Raw genomic sequence first — 14774 nt, 5'->3', positions numbered from 1 at the left:
AATCACTCGCTCGAGTTGTATTCAACGCCGACGTCGAGACCGGGGAGGGTGATCTCGTTCGAGGCGAGGTACACCATGTCGATTTCGACGTCTTCCTGAACCATTCCGGGCGCTTCTCCGCTAACGTTGGTGAGGTAGCCCTCCTCGGGATCGGCGTTCTCACCGGCCGTCTGCTGGAACTGCTGTTCGGGGTTTTCGCTGGACTGGGCGTTGATGACCTGACCGTTGAACTCAGCGTTCTCCGCGTCCAGCCCGGTCAGCTTGATGTACTGCTCGTCCGCCGTGACCGTCTCGTCGGCGGTGAACGAGATCTCCATCGTCCCGTCCATCATGGGCACTTCCTGCTCTCTCGTCAGCACCAGTCCGTCGATTTCGACGCCGCGCTGCTCGACGACCACGACCGGCGTCTCTCCTTGATCGCCTTCGCCGGCGCTGGGGTAGAGGAGGAACTCGTCGGATCTGATCTCGTCGGCCTCGACGGTGAACCCGCTCCCGCTCGCCAGCGGCGCAGCGTAGGCCGTCCCCGACGAGAGGACGATCATTCCTACGAGCGCGACAACCAAGAACGATGCACCGGTTCCGCCCACTAGTCGCTTTTTATTGTACATATTACTCCCTTTTATCGATTAGTATCTCCGAAAATTCGCGGCGATTCGCCGAGATCGGGCCTGAATCGTCCGATAATCGGCCGAGTCGGTGTTGCATTGTGAATGACACAAGAACACACCCAACACGATTTGTAATCATTTTACCTCCTTGTATACGGGGGGATTTATACGAAATTCGGCCACAAATAGTATATATTTGAGATGAATCTCCCGAGTAGTCCACTCCTCGCTGCTGTCTCGACGAGCCGAGAGAGAAGCGAGTGACGCCGTTTGTGAGTGGAACGGTATAAATCGACGTGGAAACGCGGGAGAAGGACTATTGGACGGAACGGTCCGCCTCAGAGCATGCAAACGCAACGGTTCGACGCCGACGAAATCGTCGACTTCTACAACGAGACCGCGTGGGAGTATCGCGTCTTCTGGAGTACCGCCAACCTTCACTACGGCTTTTACGACGACGAATCCACGACCCACCGAGAAGCCATGACGAACTCCAACCGCGTCTACGCCGACACGCTCGAGGTCGACGAGACGGACACGGTGTTGGACATCGGGACGGGGCGCGGCGGATTCCCGACGCACGTCGCTGCCGAACACGGAGCCGAGGTCCACGGCATCGACATCGATCCGCTGCACGTCAGCGAAGCCCGGGCGAACGCCCGCGAGCGCGGGGTTTCCGAGTCGACCGAGTTCAGCGTCGGGGACTACCACGACATTCCGTATCCAGACGATACGTTCGACGCGGTCTCCGGTATCGAAACGGTCTGTCACTCGGATCGCAAGGAACGGGTCCTCGAGGAGATTCGCCGCGTCCTCGCGCCGGGCGGCCGTCTCATGATAGCCGACGGCTTCAGGAGTCGAACCGCGCTGACCGACCCGGAGGCGGAGAAGTTACGAACGGTCCTCGACGGATGGGCCGTTCCCGACTTCGCGCATATCAGCGAGTTCCGGGAGGCCCTCGAGGGACTCGGATTCACGGACGTGACGTTCGACGACCACTACGAGCAGATCATTCCGTCGTCGCGACGCCAGTGGGTGCTCTCACTGGCCGTCACGCCTCTCCTCAGGATCGCAGCCGCGCTCGGCCTCAAGAGCGAGTCGTCCGTCGAGCAGGGCGTGACGCTCTACCACCAGTACGAAATCATCGAGCGCGGGATCGCAGTTCACGGCAACTTCACCGCCGAACTTCCCGAGTAACGTCTCCGATGTCATCGCCAGTGATCTATCGACGATTCCGAACTGAGCGCCGGTATCAGCGGCAGACGACCGTCTCGGAGTACGGACCGGCCGACCGCTGTCGGACTCGCTTTGCGACCCTACTGTCAAGCGGTAACAAGAAGTACGTTCACAGTGAGGTAACTATCGTGCGATGAGATACGCAAAATGCATCATCATCCCTGACGATGAAGGGTTGCACCCCGTCGATAAGCGGATCGCGGACCATCCCGAGGTCTCGCGCGAACTCCTTCACAACGTCAACCTCCTCGCCGACGAGACGATCGTCACGATCTATCAATTCGCGGGTGATCGGGACGCCCTCGAGACGATTCTGGAAGACTCACCGATGGTATGCAAGTACCAGCTCTCGGGCGTCGACGACGAGATTCACGCCTACATCCACGTCGAGGCTCACACCAGGCTCGTCGGCCTGTTGAGCATGCTCAAGGAGTTCGAGTTCATCTTCGATACGCCCCTCGAGTTCACGCGGCGCGGCGGGTTGCGCGTCACGATGATTGGCGACGTCGGGAGCTTTCAGGACGCCATTCCGGACGTTCCCGACGGAATCAGATTCAAGCTCCTCAAGACGGGGGAATACGAACCGAACACGGACCGCCTGTTCTCTCAGCTCACCGGGCGCCAACAGGAGATCCTCCAGACCGCCGTCGATATGGGCTACTACAACGTGCCTCGAGCGGTGACGCACGAGGATATCGGCAACGAGCTCGGCTGCACCGGTGGAACAGTGGGCGGCCACCTGCGAAAGATCGAGTCAAAAATCCTCACACAGATCATTCCGTGACGGCCGCGGTCGCGCGAATCAGGACGCGAGACGAGGGGAGACCGGCTGCAACCTGCGGAGTATGACGGGGATGGCGGCTGTGACCGCCGTAGTGCGACGGGGATCGGATGACCGTTTTTCTCACGAGGCAGTAGTTGGTGGCTGTATTACGCCATCCTGGCGATCCATCACAGTCGGTCTCGAGCGTCGATAGCGACCGATCCGGCAACCCGCGAGATCGGTGGCCGCAATATTGCGATATCGTCGGCCGCAATCTCGCGGGATAGCCGGCTCGATCAACGGGGTAAATCGGGCGCTATAGCGCCGAACGGCTAGAAACTGAAGAGGTCGACGCCGCCGGTCACGCCGACGACCTGACCCGTGATGTATTCGGCCTGTTCGGAGCAGAGATACGCGATCAGGTTCGCGACGTCTTCCTCCCGTCCCAGTCGTCGCATCGGCGTGGCCTTCGCGATCCGGGCGAAGTGCTCGTCGACCCCCTCCAACTGGTCGATCGGCAGGTCCGCGAGTGCGCCGACGACGATGCTCGGGGCGACGACGTTGCTCGTGATGCCGTGCTGGGCTCCCTCGAGGGCGAGCGTCTTGCCGAAGCCGATCAGCGCGGACTTCGTCGCGCTGTAGGAGGCCTGACCGAAGCCGCCCTGCCAGCCGGCGACCGAGGACATGGTGATGATGCGTCCCCACTCCCGCTCTTTCATTCCGGGGTAGACCGCACGGGTGACGTTGTAGGTCCCCGTCAGGTTGACCGCGACGTCGCGATCCCAGATCTCGTCGTCGAAGTCCTCGATCCTGTCGCGGGCGTCGACCAGCCCCGCGTTGTTGATCACCACGTCGATGCCGCCGACGTCCTCGTCGATCGCCGAAACCGTCTCCGCGACCGCGTCGCGATCGGTCAGGTCGCACTCGAGCGCGCGGGCCGTCCCGCCCGCGTCTTCGATGTCGTCGACGACCGTTTCGGCGGCATCGATGTCGACGTCCAGCGCAATTACGTCGGCGCCTTCCGCGGCGAGTACCTCGCAGTCGACGCTCCCGATCCGACCGCCCGCCCCCGTGACGAGCACGGTCTTGTCGTCCAGTCCGAAGTCCATGCGCCGAGAGTGACCGGCGACGACGAAGGAAATTGCTCGACGGATCGCAGGTCGTTTATATCGTCGCCAAACTCGTTCCCGGTGTATCGATCGCGATTCGGTCACTGATTCGATAGGCGTTCCCACTCACGGAAGCCGAGAGTCCATCGGTGTCGACCTTCAACTCCCCCGGATGGCAGTGGGTATCCTTTAGCAAATCAGGAGCGGTAACGAGAACGAATGTCCCGAGACGCGACACTCTGGTCGACGGCGTACGAACGGTTCGGCATTCCCGAAACGCTCGAGCCGTATCCCGACGAACCGGTCCACCGATTCCTCGAGAACGCCGCGGCCGACTACCCGGAACAGGGGATCGTCCAGTACGGCGAGCGGTACACCTATCCGGAGGTGCTCGCAGACGTCGAACGACTGGCGATGGCGCTACGCGAGCGCGGCGTCGAGAAGGGCAGCCGGGTCGCGACGATCCTGCCGACGTCCGTCCAGTTCGTCGTCGCCTCGAACGCCATCTCGCGAGCCGGCGGCGTCCACATTCCGAACGACTTCCTCGACGCCGAGGACTCGCTCGCCTATCGGCTCGAGGAGGGCGACCCGGAGGTCCTGATCGGCCACGACGAACACCTCGAGCTGGTGCGCTCGCTCGCGGACGACCTCGAGCTGGACGACATCATCCTCACGTCGCTGGACGACTACTCGGCCGATCCACCGGACGACCACGAGGCGGTCGACGGAGCCGAGTGGCTACCGGCGGTCATCGAGGGGGCCGAGCGAGCGCCCCCGGACGTCGATTTCGACGTCGAGACGGACGTTCACACGCTGCTGTTCACCGGCGGTACGACCGGCCTCCCGAAGGGGTGTCTGCTGACCCACCGCAACCTCGTGGCCAACGCGTTGCAGGGCGTCGCCGCGCAGTCCCAGCTGGCGGAGATGATGCGCGGCAGCGAGGCGGCGGTGATGGCGCTGCCGATGTACCACTCGTACGGCTACTCGATCACCAACAGTCTGCTCGAGCTCGCGCTCGACCTCCTGGTCGTTCCCGACGCGCGGAACACGGGGCAGATGAGCGAACTGGTCGAGACGCACGACCCGCTGATCATGTTCGGAGTTCCGACCCAGTTCATGGAGCTCGTCGACGAAGAACTGTCGGCGGAGGTGCTCGGCATCTCCGGCTCCGCACCCCTGGCGAGCGAGACGAAATCGGAGTTCGAGCGCGAGTCCGGCGGCGTCTCCCAGGGGTACGGGCTCTCCGAGATGTCCCCGATCACGCACTTCAACATCCACGGGATCCACGGGTTCTTGACCGGCTCGTCGGACGACGACGGCCTCGATCAGCCGACCATCGGCATCCCCGTCCCGGACACGGACGTCAAACTCCGCGATGTCGACACCGGCGAGGAGATTCCGCTCGAGGCGGCCGCGGCCGACGGACTGGAGGGCGAGATGCTGGTAAACGGCCCCCAGCGGATGAAGGGATACCTCGACGAGGGCAGGGACCCCTTCGACGACGAGGGGTACGTGGCCACCGGCGACATCGCGAAAGTCGATTCCGAGGGGCGGTTCTACGTCGTCGACCGCGTCAAGCACATGATCAACGTCTCGGGGCTGAAGGTCTACTCCGAAGAGGTCGACGAGGTCCTGTACGGACTCGAGGGGGTCAAACGACCCGCGACGGTCGGCGTCCCCGATCCGGAGCGGCCGGGAAGCGAACGGGTCCGGATCTTCATCGAACCGAAACCGGACGCCGACCTGACCGAGGCGGACGTGATCGATCACCTCGAGGGGAACGTGCCACAACACGCGATGCCCTCGAGGGTAACGTTCGTCGAGTCGATTCCGCTGACCGACATCGAGAAGACGGACAAGGAGGCGCTTCGCGAGCGCGCGACGGCCGGCGCTGCCGACTGACTCGCTTCGTCCAACCGACGACGCCCAAAAATCGAGTATTCGAGGATCGGCGTCCTCGTCGACCGACGGCGCTCGGCTACCGGAATCAGCTGACGAGCCAGATGAGGGCCCCTGCTACGATCAGTGCGAGACCCACGGTCGACGTGATCGGTTCCGGGAAGACGAAGAGCACGACCCCGGCGGCGACGAGCAGCGCGCCGAGCCCGTATTTCGCTCTGGCTCGATCGAACCAGCTCCCCGACTCGTCCGAAGTCGACTCTGCCGATCGTCCTCTCGCTCGGTCTAGTATGCTTCTCGAGTCGTCTTCGGTTCGCTCGGTTTGTTTTCGTCTCATACATCCTTCTTCTGTGTTACGTGGGAACTGCAGAGTGCTTTCCAGTGCCTGCCGTTGAAATTCACACCAATAGATAGGACTGCACAGCGCCCCATAATCGCGCTTTTCAGCGAAAATCCTCTGGTCACTGGTATGATAGTATAGTAACGACGTTTGCTATGTCCGCAACCACTATTAATTATAAAAATTACATATTCTGGATCGTATAACGGATGCAATACTCGAGCCAGAGGAGACGCCGTTCAGAAGCCGTCTTCACCGAAACGCAGCGGACAGTCTCTCCGTCCTGAAGGGACCGAGTGAGAGGGCGATCTGAGTGACGAGAAGGCACTGCTCTCTCGAATCGCACTCGAGACGCGACGCCGTTTCGAACGACCCGTGGTCGAGAATCCGAGGGCGGCATGATCGGTAGACACGTAACTTGAGTCGAGATCGATCCGCCGACCGTCACGGGATGGAATATAAACCTCCGCGTATTCCACGGATCACACTGTTCGTCGGTTGCTCCCTATTCACAGGTAGCGGGACCCGCCCATCCGGCGGGCCCGAACCGATAGCCATGACGAACGACGAACTCATCCAAGAGATCGACGCATCGCTCGAGAAGTCGGACGACGAACTCGAAGACGACTTGCCGGCGCTACTCGGCGAGATGGAGGGGCAGACCGAGGAACTCGTCCGCGAATACCCCGAGACGTTCGGCCGCGTGGTTCAGCGAATGGAATCGATGGACATCGCGTCGTTCGTCTCCGAGAACCCCGACACCGCCGATCAGTTCCAGGAACTGCTCTGGGCCGGCATGAACGTCATCGTCGAGACCTCGCCCGAGGTCCGCGAGAGCATCGACGAGGACATCACCGTCAACTTCGAGGCCGACGACTGCCCGATGGAAGGCCACCTCGAAGTCGACGAGGACGCACGGACGATGCGCGGCGGCGCGGGCAAACTCGCCGATCCGATGCTCGAGATCACCGGCCCGGCGGACACGCTCGTTGGCCTCATCGTCGGCAGCGTCGATCCGATTCAGGGCTTCATGAAGCAGAAGTACCAGATGGACGGGCCGGTGCAGAAGGGCACGCGCCTCGCGCCGATCATGAACTCGCTGTCCGAACAGGTCCCCGCGGAGTCATAGAATGCGCCTGACCGAGGACCAGACGGCGTTTCGCGACGATCTCCGGGCGTACCTCGAGTCCGAGATCGAACCGATCGTCGACGAGGCGGATCGCAACGGCCCGATGACGCGCGACGACCTCGTGGGGTACCTCGACGGGTTGCACGATCTCGGGATCGGCTTCACCCCCGACACCGTCGACCAGTACTTCGGCGACGTCTGGCGGTTCGTCATCGCCTCGGAGGAGATCAGCCGCGTGTGGCCGAGCCTGAACGTCGCGCTCCAGATGTCGTTCCCGTCGCTGTTCGTCCGCTTCGCCGCCGACGAGACGCAGCAGGCCATGCTCCCGAAACTCGAGGAGAACCGCTGTCTCGGCTGTCTCGCGGTGACCGAACCCGAGGGGGGAAGCGACACGGCCCACCCGAACACCGTCGCGCGCAAGGACGGCGAGGAGTTCGTGCTCAACGGCGAAAAGGTGTGGGTCGGCAACGCCCAGATCGCCGATGTCGCGCTCGTCATCGCCCACGACGCCTCGGAGGACGCCCAGGACATGTTCCTGGTCGACCGGGCGAACGCCGACTTCGAGACCGAGGAGATGAACAAGCTCGGCTGGAAGGGCGTCCCGAACGGTCGAATGGTTTTCGACGACGTCCGGATCCCGGTCGAGAACCGGTTCTCGACTATCTTCGGCGACGCGATCGCCGACGGCCACGACATCCACGATATCGTCCCGTTCCCCGAGAACGTCAGTCAGCTGTTCTTCGAGCACAAGCCGCTCAACGTCATGTTCTCGTTCATGCGAACGGGGATGGCGTTCATGGCGGTCGGGATCATGGAGGCCGCGTTCGAGGACGCGTTGGCGTACGCCCAAGAGCGCGAGACGTTCGGCGAACCGATCGGCCAGCACCAGCTGGTCCAGGAGAAGCTCTACGACGTTCGGACGTCGATCGAGGCCTCGCGCGGCCTCTCCCGCAGCGCGGCCGAAGCGCTCGTCGACGGGGATCCGGACGCTCGACTCCTCTCCTCGCTCGCGAAGGGGTACGCCTGCGAACAGTCGATCGAGGCGACCAGCGACGCGCTGCAGGTGCTGGGCGCGTCGGGGCTGGACCTCGAGAACCGCATGGAGCGCTACTATCGGGACGCCCGCGTGATGACCATCCCGGACGGAACCACCGAAATCCAGAAGCTCATCGTCGGCAAGGAACTGACCGGGATGAGCGCCTACTGACCGTTCGGCTCGCTCGCGCTTCGTTCCGATCGGGTTTCTCGGTCTCGCTCGGTTTCCTCGGCCCCGTCGGCTGCGATGCCGCGAGCCGCGCGGACCCTCACACGGACCGTTGTCGGTCATTTCCGGAGCAACCGCGAACCGTCCTGCGGTCGCTCCGGGACATCGTTACAACAGACCGTGTCAGTCGGTGGATCGAACGACGATCCGATCGTTCACCGTTTCGATGTTGCTAACGGGGATCCGCAGTCGACCGGCGTCGTCGGATCGGCTGGTGATCACGGACGACGGTCCGCTGTCGGAGTCGACGACGAGATCGCGGAGGGAGCCGGATTCGGGATCCATCGTGATGGTGTAGAGCGTCCCGTAGTCGGTGCCGTCGATTCCGACGATCGGCTTGCCGCTGAGACTTCGTGCGAATAATTCGCTCATATGGTTTCAGCCCACATCCCGTAGTAAATGATTTTTGTGGCTTATTCGGGAAACTCAGTTCAGATGGTATGTCCGGCAGCCGACGCCTGACCGTATAAATCACCGCGGATACGCGGAACAAGGCTGAGGCACGTCACCGATGATCGATGGATACGCATCGACGATGGCAGATTCTAACGCCAGCACCGGACCCGACGCCGGCTCGAACGCCGACCCTGACGAGCCGCCATCTCGCGTCGCGCCGGCCTCGCTCGTCGAGACGATCGAGTCTCTCGAGTTCGATGCGCGAGAAATCGAAGCCGCCATCGCGGGCGGGCTCGCCGGCGGCTTTCAGGCCGCGCTGGTAATCCAGGTGTACGACACCGACGCGATCAAGCGGGTCGGTGCGATCTTTGGGGCCCCGACCCTGAACGGCGGCTGGCTCGGGATGTTCGCGCTCGGGGTCCTGTTCGCGCTGCCGTTCAGCGTCTTCGTCTCGAGTTCGATCGACGCCTTCGTCTCGAAGGTAATGCTGCTCTCGAGTCGCAACGAGTCCCTCCAGAAACTCCTCGTCCCGCTGCTCAAGCGGTCCGCGCTCACGACGACGACGCTCGCGCTCGGCAACGGCTACGGGGTCGCCGTCGGCGCGGTCCTCTCACTGTTCGTGTTTCCCATCTGGTTGACGGTCGCGATGGGTGTGCCGATGGCGATTCCCAACGTCACCGTCGGCGGCCTCGTCGGCGTTATCGCGTGGGCCCTCTACGGCGGGACGCTCGGGCTGGTGTACGGACTGATCCTCGAGTACTGACGGAACCACCGGTCAAACGGGACAACGGACACTCGACGGAAAACGGGGTCTCGGCTCCGAATTCGAGTCGGCACCGTACTTTCTTCTCGATAGGCTCGAATGGATACGGCCATGAATCGGGCCAGACTCGCAGGAGCCGGTTTGTTTGCCATCGGATTTATCGGGTACGTCGTGGGGGTCTCCGTCGAGTACCCCGGGCGGGCGTTTTCGATCACGGCGATCATCGTCGGTATCGCTCTCGTCGCGATCGCAGGACGGTCCGACTCGGGAGAGAGCGTATGAGTCTCGACGCGATGGTGTATACGCCCGATGGCGCCGAGCAGTACGACGATCTGGCGACCGCGATCGAGACGCCGGGGGAAACGTGGATACACGCTGCCGACCCCGCGCCAAGCGAGGTGGACGCGATCGCGGAGCGCTTCGACATTCACCAGTTGGCCATCGAAGACGTGCTCGACCAGGGGACGCGACCGAAGACCGAGGAGTACGAGACGCACACGTTCGTGCTGCTGAAGACCGTTCGGCTCAGTCAGCGCGACGATATCGCGTTCCACAAGGAGGTACAGACGAGCCCCGTCGGGTTCTTTATCGGTACCGACTGGGTGGTGACGATGTCGACGACCGACGTCGAGCTCGTCGACCCCTCGGCGTCCCGGTGGGCGAAGAACGGCCACCGATTCGCCGACCGAGGGACCGACTTCCTCGTCTACCGGATCATGGACGCCATCGTCGACGACTACTTCGTTCTCCTCGACGAGATCGAAGCCGATATCGAAGCGGTCGAAGAGCGCGTTCTCGACGAGCCGGACCCCCAGCTATTGGCGACGCTGAACGACGTCCGGCGGGATCTCCTCGCGTTCCGAAAAGTCGCCTGGCCCGCTCGAGAGGCCATTTCGTTCCTCTCGCGCGGTGACGTTCCCCAGATCGCCGATCAGAACGAGAAGTACTTTCGAGACGTCTACGACCACCTCGTTCAGGTCGTCGACCTCATCGAGACGTACCGCGACCTCACCGGCGGATCGCGGGATATCTACCTCAATACCGTCTCGCAGTCGACCAACGACGTGATGAAGACGCTGACGGTCGTCGCGACGATTTTCATCCCGCTGACGTTCATCGTCGGAGTCTACGGCATGAACTTCGCCGACACGCCCCTGGCCATGCCCGAACTGTACTGGACGTACGGCTATCCGGCGACGATGCTCGGAATGGGAGTACTCGCCGGGCTGCTGCTCGTCCACTTTCGCCGACAGGAATGGCTTTGAATCGGTCGCCAGGGGACGCTCGAGGACGGAACTGAAAGTGGTGTGGTCAAGGACGGAGCGAAAGGGAGTGCAGTCGAGGACGGAACTGAAAGTGGTGTGGTCAAGGACGGAGCGAAAGGGAGTGCAGTCGAGGACGGTCTGGAAACGAGTCACCGCGCTCGAGCGGTCTCGAACCAGGACGCCACCGGATCGCTTCCGACCGGTGGCTGGCAGACCGTTCGTGCCGTGAGTCGAATCAGAAGATGAACCGGGAGTCGACGTCTGCCGAAATTTCGGCGAGATCGACCGCGGCGTCGGAGTACTGCAGGATCTTCTGCATGTCGCCGTCGATCTCGAAGTCGCCGGACATCAGCATGTCGATGACGCCGCCCTCGCCGCGGACGAGCCTCGTCCACTGCTCGTAGTCGCCGACGAGTCGGAACCCGTACTCCCGCTCGTCGAGGTCGGTGATCGTGTCCACCGCCCGGCACTCGCCGTCGTAGAGGTCCAGATACGAGTACACGGTGCCGTCGTCGGCGATGTTCTCCTCGAGTTGCGTGATCAGTTCGGCGAGGAGGTCGGGGAGTTCCGCCCGCAGTTCCGGCCAGGTTCGGTCGGGTACCTCCGCCATCGTCGTCTCCAGGACCTCCTCGGTGACGCGTTCCTCGAGCGGCCCGCTACGGGACTCGATATGCTCGCGTACCTCGGCGGGCGCTTCCTCGAGCATCTCCTCGAGTTCGCTCTCCGAGGGCTCCGAGAGTTCGTCCTCGACCGCGTCGACGATCTCCGGCGGCAGGTCGGCGATCGCGTTGCTCTCGAGGGGGATGTCCTCGATCTGGAAGATGAACGAGCCGTCGAAGTCGACGCCCCAGCCCGCCGAGTGCTCCCCGTACTCGTCGTTCTCGTTGATCGCGTCTCGATACGCCTCGAGCCACGGTTTGGTCGGAAAATACTGTTCGATCGGTCGGAGTCGTTGCGTGCTCATGTGTGGCCACCGGGCCGTGATGGACCCGATATAGAACTGTGCACAGTGTGAACGTCTGTTGTGATTGCTCCGCGTATCCGAGGGGGTTTATCAGCCATCGGGTGACGCTCGAGATGAGCCGCTCGCTGCCGGCCGTACCCGTTCGGCGGATTTCCCGCTGACTTCCGCGTCCGTCGATCGGTCCCCGTGCGAACCACACTCACATATATCGCCTCGGATTCCCGGACGAACGCTGAAACCGACGAATCTCGTCCGTGAACCCATGGCTGACTGGTTTCCGTCCAGAGAGTGGTTGGAGAGTTACCGCGCCAATCTCAACGAGGACGACGCGTACGCGGCCGAAAGCGACGGCTGGGGCGTCGATTTCAACGGCGACTTCCGGTTCGTCCTGACGCGACTCCCGCTCGAGGAGACCGCGCTCGGGGACCTCCCCGACGAACTGACCGCCGACCTCTACGACCGGATCGACGCGCTCGAGGACGACGAGTTCGACCGCCTGCGGGAGACCGCGACATCGGCTTTCGAAGAGCGACTCGAGTCGGGTGAGGGCGAGGCTGACGACAGCGACCGAGAGCGGTTCCGGCGAACTCTCTCGGGCATAGCGCTCGCCGACGTCCCCGACGTGGCCTGGCCGGCGCTCGAGGACCAGATCCGGGGCGACCTCGACTCGCTGCTCGCGCAACTGGAGACGTACGTCGTCGACGATTCGCGAGTCCACGCGCACCTCGAACTGGAAGATGGCGTCTGCCGGCGGGCCCAACTCGTGGAAGAGCCGTCGGCGCAGGATCCGGGGTTCGAACTCGAGGCACCCTACGAGACCTGGACGGACCTCCTCGAGGGTGCGGACGTCATCGAATCGGTGATGTCAAACGAGATGTCGCTCGAGGGAAGCGTGACGCGGGTCATCCACTACGGCGACGCCGCAGCGGCGATGGGTGACGTCGCCGGCGAGACCGACGCGCGATACCTGTTCTGATACGGTCTGCTGTAACGATTTACCGGCGCGACCGCAGGCCGGATCGCGGTCGCGCCGGTAAATCGTTACAGCAGACCGTATGAGCGGATCGGTCGAGCGCGGATGCTCGGCGTGACTTCAACTGCCAGTTATTCGAACGAGTACGCTCATTGTCGACACCGGCGACCTACGCTTGTGTCACAAGTTACCACAACAGACGGGTTCCGGGCGGAACGGATCGACACCGAGAGCAAGTGGTACGACCTCTTCCAGAAGGGGGTCGAACTCGGCACGTGGAACGTCGAGAAGCTCTTCGAGGAGGTCGGCTTCGAGGAGGACCGCGAGATCTGGCACTCGCTCGAGCCCGTCGAACGAAAGCAGATCCGGTATCTGGTATCGGGCTTTCTCGACGGCGAGTTCGCGGTCGGCGAGGACGCGAGTCATCACCTCCAGCGCATCGTGGGTGCGCCGTGTTTCGACGACAACGAGGAGATGGAGATGTACATGACGATGTTCACGCTGACCGAACACAAGCACACGCAGTTCCTCGACGTCTACATGCACGAGGTGATGGGCGACCAGGACGTGTTCGCCGATCTGAACCCGAAACGCGGCGGCGCTCGGATCCCGATCGTGCAGGCGACCGGGCTCGGCGAGATCTTCGACCGACAGGGGCAACTGACCGCCAGAGCGGCCCACTCGCGGGACCCCGTCGATATCGCGAAGGCGCTGACCGTCTACCACATGATCGTGGAGGGACTGCTCGCCCGCGGCGGCTTCTACGCGATCAACAAACTCTCGCGGAACGCCCCGCTCCCGCTGTTGAACCACGGATTCAAGTTCATCAGCACCGACGAAGGGCGGCACATGACCCACGGCGTCGAGGCGCTGGGCGAACTGCTCGCGAAGGAACGCGCCGGCGAGCCCGAGTTTCAGGGCGTCGGCCGGGCCATCGAGGACGTCCTCTACGAGAACGTGGCGTCGGTCGCGGACTTCGGCTACATGTTCACGGACGCCGTCGGCGACCCCCTCGAGATCAGTTTCGACGACCTCCTGATGCGGGTGGGCCACCTTATCGACGGCCAGTTCAACGAGACGCTGGCCCTCGACATCGACCACCGGAAGATCATCGGCCTCGTCGCCGACCGCCATCAGGAGTGTCTCGAGACGGACATCGACGAGGAGGTCCGGGAGTACCAGGAGGTCTACCAGCGCAAACGCGGCGTCGCGGCGGACGGAGGGCGATACCATGAGTGACGACACCGAAACGGCGACCGAGTCCGATACAGCGACCGAGACCGAACTGCGGGAACTGTCCCGCGGCGCGGAGTTCACCGCCTCGGAGGACGAGGTAATCGACGCGATCGAGGACGCCGCCGACGAACTCGGCCAGAGCTTCGAGACGGTGCGCGATAACGTCGCCTACATCATGGACTCGACGTTCGAGGAGGAGGGCGTCAGCACGTCGTTCAACGAGAGCATTAGCGGTGCCAGCCTCGAGCACGACGAGGTCGGCACCGGCGACCCGCGTCTGGAAGCGCTGGAACTGTACAAGCTCCGCCAGCGGATATAGATGTACGAGATCACGTTCCACCTCGAGGACGGGACGGAGACCGTCTCGGTCGGCCCGGACGAGTACGTCCTCGACGCGGCCGAGCGCGCCGGCCTCGGGCTGCCCCACTCCTGTCGAAACGGGATGTGTACCTCCTGTGCCGGCGAGTTGCTCGAGGGCGAACTCGACGGGCGCGAAGGGACGGGGCTCACCCCCGAACAGGAGGACGACGGCTACGTGTTGCTGTGTTGTTCGTACCCGCGAGCGGACAGCGAGATCCGGGTCGGAGAGCGGGTGCAGGACGACCTGCTCGGGCTCGACGCGCTGTAATCCGGAAACGGCTCCGATTGCGGCCGCTTTTTCAGGTGTGTCTGGTGTGAATTGAGGATCGAATTTCGGCGGAGAAGCGGTGACGGAAAGCGTCCTGCTATCGCGGCAACAGGGGGTATAGTAACCGGTCTGCGAGACTGGAGTTCTCGCGGATAGCGCGCGCCACCGCAGTGGGTGACCAGGCCGGAGAAAGACGTCGTT

17 protein-coding genes are annotated in these 14774 nt (G+C 63.0%); 12 read left to right on the top strand and 5 right to left on the bottom strand.

Annotated features, from left to right (window positions below):
• Positions 1 to 2: 2 nt before the first annotated feature.
• Positions 3 to 608: a DUF6230 family protein gene (locus LDH74_RS12975; RefSeq protein ID WP_226039139.1), complete on the bottom strand. Its 606-nt coding sequence runs from the start codon at positions 606 to 608 to the stop codon at positions 3 to 5.
• 345 nt (positions 609 to 953) lie between these two features.
• On the opposite strand from LDH74_RS12975, the gene LDH74_RS12970 reads away from it, so the two are divergent.
• Both LDH74_RS12970 and LDH74_RS12965 read left to right on the top strand, forming a co-directional pair.
• Positions 954 to 1805 carry a methyltransferase domain-containing protein gene (locus LDH74_RS12970; protein WP_226039138.1) on the top strand — a complete coding sequence of 284 codons (852 nt, stop codon included), beginning with the start codon at positions 954 to 956 and terminating at the stop codon, positions 1803 to 1805.
• 172 nt (positions 1806 to 1977) lie between these two features.
• On the top strand, positions 1978 to 2628 hold the full coding sequence (locus LDH74_RS12965) for a helix-turn-helix domain-containing protein (RefSeq protein ID WP_226039137.1): 651 nt from the start codon (positions 1978 to 1980) through the stop codon (positions 2626 to 2628).
• A 311-nt stretch (positions 2629 to 2939) separates the two neighbouring features.
• Here LDH74_RS12965 and LDH74_RS12960 read toward each other — a convergent pair whose 3' ends face one another.
• A complete protein-coding gene (locus tag LDH74_RS12960; RefSeq protein WP_226039136.1) occupies positions 2940 to 3716 on the bottom strand; it encodes an SDR family NAD(P)-dependent oxidoreductase in 777 nt (258 codons plus the stop codon).
• A gap of 219 nt (positions 3717 to 3935) precedes the next feature.
• Between LDH74_RS12960 and LDH74_RS12955 the strand changes: the two genes are divergently transcribed.
• Entirely contained in the window at positions 3936 to 5618 is a 1683-nt protein-coding gene (locus LDH74_RS12955) for an AMP-binding protein (protein WP_226039135.1), read from the top strand.
• A gap of 85 nt (positions 5619 to 5703) precedes the next feature.
• Here LDH74_RS12955 and LDH74_RS12950 read toward each other — a convergent pair whose 3' ends face one another.
• Positions 5704 to 5952 carry a hypothetical protein gene (locus LDH74_RS12950; protein ID WP_226039134.1) on the bottom strand — a complete coding sequence of 83 codons (249 nt, stop codon included), beginning with the start codon at positions 5950 to 5952 and terminating at the stop codon, positions 5704 to 5706.
• Between the two features lie 559 nt (positions 5953 to 6511).
• Here LDH74_RS12950 and LDH74_RS12945 point away from each other — a divergent pair.
• Positions 6512 to 7084 carry an SCP2 sterol-binding domain-containing protein gene (locus LDH74_RS12945; RefSeq protein WP_226039133.1) on the top strand — a complete coding sequence of 191 codons (573 nt, stop codon included), beginning with the start codon at positions 6512 to 6514 and terminating at the stop codon, positions 7082 to 7084.
• A gap of 1 nt (position 7085) precedes the next feature.
• On the top strand, positions 7086 to 8291 hold the full coding sequence (locus tag LDH74_RS12940; RefSeq protein WP_226039132.1) for an acyl-CoA dehydrogenase family protein: 1206 nt from the start codon (positions 7086 to 7088) through the stop codon (positions 8289 to 8291).
• Between the two features lie 180 nt (positions 8292 to 8471).
• Here the strand turns inward: LDH74_RS12940 and LDH74_RS12935 are convergent, their stop codons facing one another.
• Entirely contained in the window at positions 8472 to 8720 is a 249-nt protein-coding gene (locus LDH74_RS12935; protein ID WP_226039131.1) for a PRC-barrel domain-containing protein, read from the bottom strand.
• Between the two features lie 163 nt (positions 8721 to 8883).
• Between LDH74_RS12935 and LDH74_RS12930 the strand changes: the two genes are divergently transcribed.
• From LDH74_RS12930 to LDH74_RS12920, 3 genes are all read left to right on the top strand, one after another.
• Positions 8884 to 9507, top strand: coding sequence for a hypothetical protein (locus tag LDH74_RS12930; RefSeq protein WP_226039130.1), 624 nt, complete (start codon positions 8884 to 8886; stop codon positions 9505 to 9507).
• 278 nt (positions 9508 to 9785) lie between these two features.
• Entirely contained in the window at positions 9786 to 10772 is a 987-nt protein-coding gene (corA, locus tag LDH74_RS12925; protein ID WP_226039129.1) for a magnesium/cobalt transporter CorA, read from the top strand.
• A gap of 42 nt (positions 10773 to 10814) precedes the next feature.
• Positions 10815 to 11018: a hypothetical protein gene (locus LDH74_RS12920; protein ID WP_226039128.1), complete on the top strand. Its 204-nt coding sequence runs from the start codon at positions 10815 to 10817 to the stop codon at positions 11016 to 11018.
• Here LDH74_RS12920 and LDH74_RS12915 read toward each other — a convergent pair.
• Complete coding sequence (locus LDH74_RS12915; RefSeq protein ID WP_226039127.1) at positions 11008 to 11736, bottom strand: SCP2 sterol-binding domain-containing protein; 729 nt, start codon at positions 11734 to 11736, stop codon at positions 11008 to 11010. The two genes, LDH74_RS12920 and LDH74_RS12915, sit on opposite strands and share 11 nt — an antisense overlap.
• Positions 11737 to 11998: 262 nt before the next feature.
• Here LDH74_RS12915 and LDH74_RS12910 point away from each other — a divergent pair, with 262 nt between their 5' ends.
• From LDH74_RS12910 to LDH74_RS12895, 4 genes are all read left to right on the top strand, one after another.
• Positions 11999 to 12712, top strand: a complete 714-nt coding sequence (locus LDH74_RS12910; RefSeq protein WP_226039126.1) for a sterol carrier protein — start codon at positions 11999 to 12001, stop codon at positions 12710 to 12712.
• 174 nt (positions 12713 to 12886) lie between these two features.
• Positions 12887 to 13948, top strand: coding sequence for a ribonucleotide-diphosphate reductase subunit beta (locus LDH74_RS12905; protein WP_226039125.1), 1062 nt, complete (start codon positions 12887 to 12889; stop codon positions 13946 to 13948).
• On the top strand, positions 13941 to 14264 hold the full coding sequence (locus LDH74_RS12900; RefSeq protein ID WP_226039124.1) for a hypothetical protein: 324 nt from the start codon (positions 13941 to 13943) through the stop codon (positions 14262 to 14264). Before LDH74_RS12905 ends, LDH74_RS12900 begins: the two co-directional genes overlap by 8 nt.
• On the top strand, positions 14265 to 14573 hold the full coding sequence (locus LDH74_RS12895; RefSeq protein ID WP_226039123.1) for a 2Fe-2S iron-sulfur cluster-binding protein: 309 nt from the start codon (positions 14265 to 14267) through the stop codon (positions 14571 to 14573). It begins immediately after the preceding gene.
• The last annotated feature ends 201 nt before the right edge of the window (positions 14574 to 14774 follow it).

The organism is Natrinema sp. DC36 (genome assembly GCF_020405225.1).
GTDB lineage: Archaea > Halobacteriota > Halobacteria > Halobacteriales > Natrialbaceae > Natrinema.
Note: the sequence above shows the minus strand (reverse complement) of the source record. Positions and strands in the feature narration are given on the sequence as shown.

Bases quoted from the DNA above. Each gene is read 5' to 3' on its own strand.
- LDH74_RS12975 (WP_226039139.1), bottom strand. From the start codon at position 608: ATGTACAATAAAAAGCGACTAGTGGGCGGAACCGGTGCATCGTTCTTG.
- LDH74_RS12970 (WP_226039138.1), top strand. From the start codon at position 954: ATGCAAACGCAACGGTTCGACGCCGACGAAATCGTCGACTTCTACAAC.
- LDH74_RS12965 (WP_226039137.1), top strand. From the start codon at position 1,978: ATGAGATACGCAAAATGCATCATCATCCCTGACGATGAAGGGTTGCAC.
- LDH74_RS12960 (WP_226039136.1), bottom strand. From the start codon at position 3,716: ATGGACTTCGGACTGGACGACAAGACCGTGCTCGTCACGGGGGCGGGC.
- LDH74_RS12955 (WP_226039135.1), top strand. From the start codon at position 3,936: ATGTCCCGAGACGCGACACTCTGGTCGACGGCGTACGAACGGTTCGGC.
- LDH74_RS12950 (WP_226039134.1), bottom strand. From the start codon at position 5,952: ATGAGACGAAAACAAACCGAGCGAACCGAAGACGACTCGAGAAGCATA.
- LDH74_RS12945 (WP_226039133.1), top strand. From the start codon at position 6,512: ATGACGAACGACGAACTCATCCAAGAGATCGACGCATCGCTCGAGAAG.
- LDH74_RS12940 (WP_226039132.1), top strand. From the start codon at position 7,086: ATGCGCCTGACCGAGGACCAGACGGCGTTTCGCGACGATCTCCGGGCG.
- LDH74_RS12935 (WP_226039131.1), bottom strand. From the start codon at position 8,720: ATGAGCGAATTATTCGCACGAAGTCTCAGCGGCAAGCCGATCGTCGGA.
- LDH74_RS12930 (WP_226039130.1), top strand. From the start codon at position 8,884: ATGGCAGATTCTAACGCCAGCACCGGACCCGACGCCGGCTCGAACGCC.
- corA (WP_226039129.1), top strand. From the start codon at position 9,786: ATGAGTCTCGACGCGATGGTGTATACGCCCGATGGCGCCGAGCAGTAC.
- LDH74_RS12915 (WP_226039127.1), bottom strand. From the start codon at position 11,736: ATGAGCACGCAACGACTCCGACCGATCGAACAGTATTTTCCGACCAAA.
- LDH74_RS12910 (WP_226039126.1), top strand. From the start codon at position 11,999: ATGGCTGACTGGTTTCCGTCCAGAGAGTGGTTGGAGAGTTACCGCGCC.
- LDH74_RS12900 (WP_226039124.1), top strand. From the start codon at position 13,941: ATGAGTGACGACACCGAAACGGCGACCGAGTCCGATACAGCGACCGAG.
- LDH74_RS12895 (WP_226039123.1), top strand. From the start codon at position 14,265: ATGTACGAGATCACGTTCCACCTCGAGGACGGGACGGAGACCGTCTCG.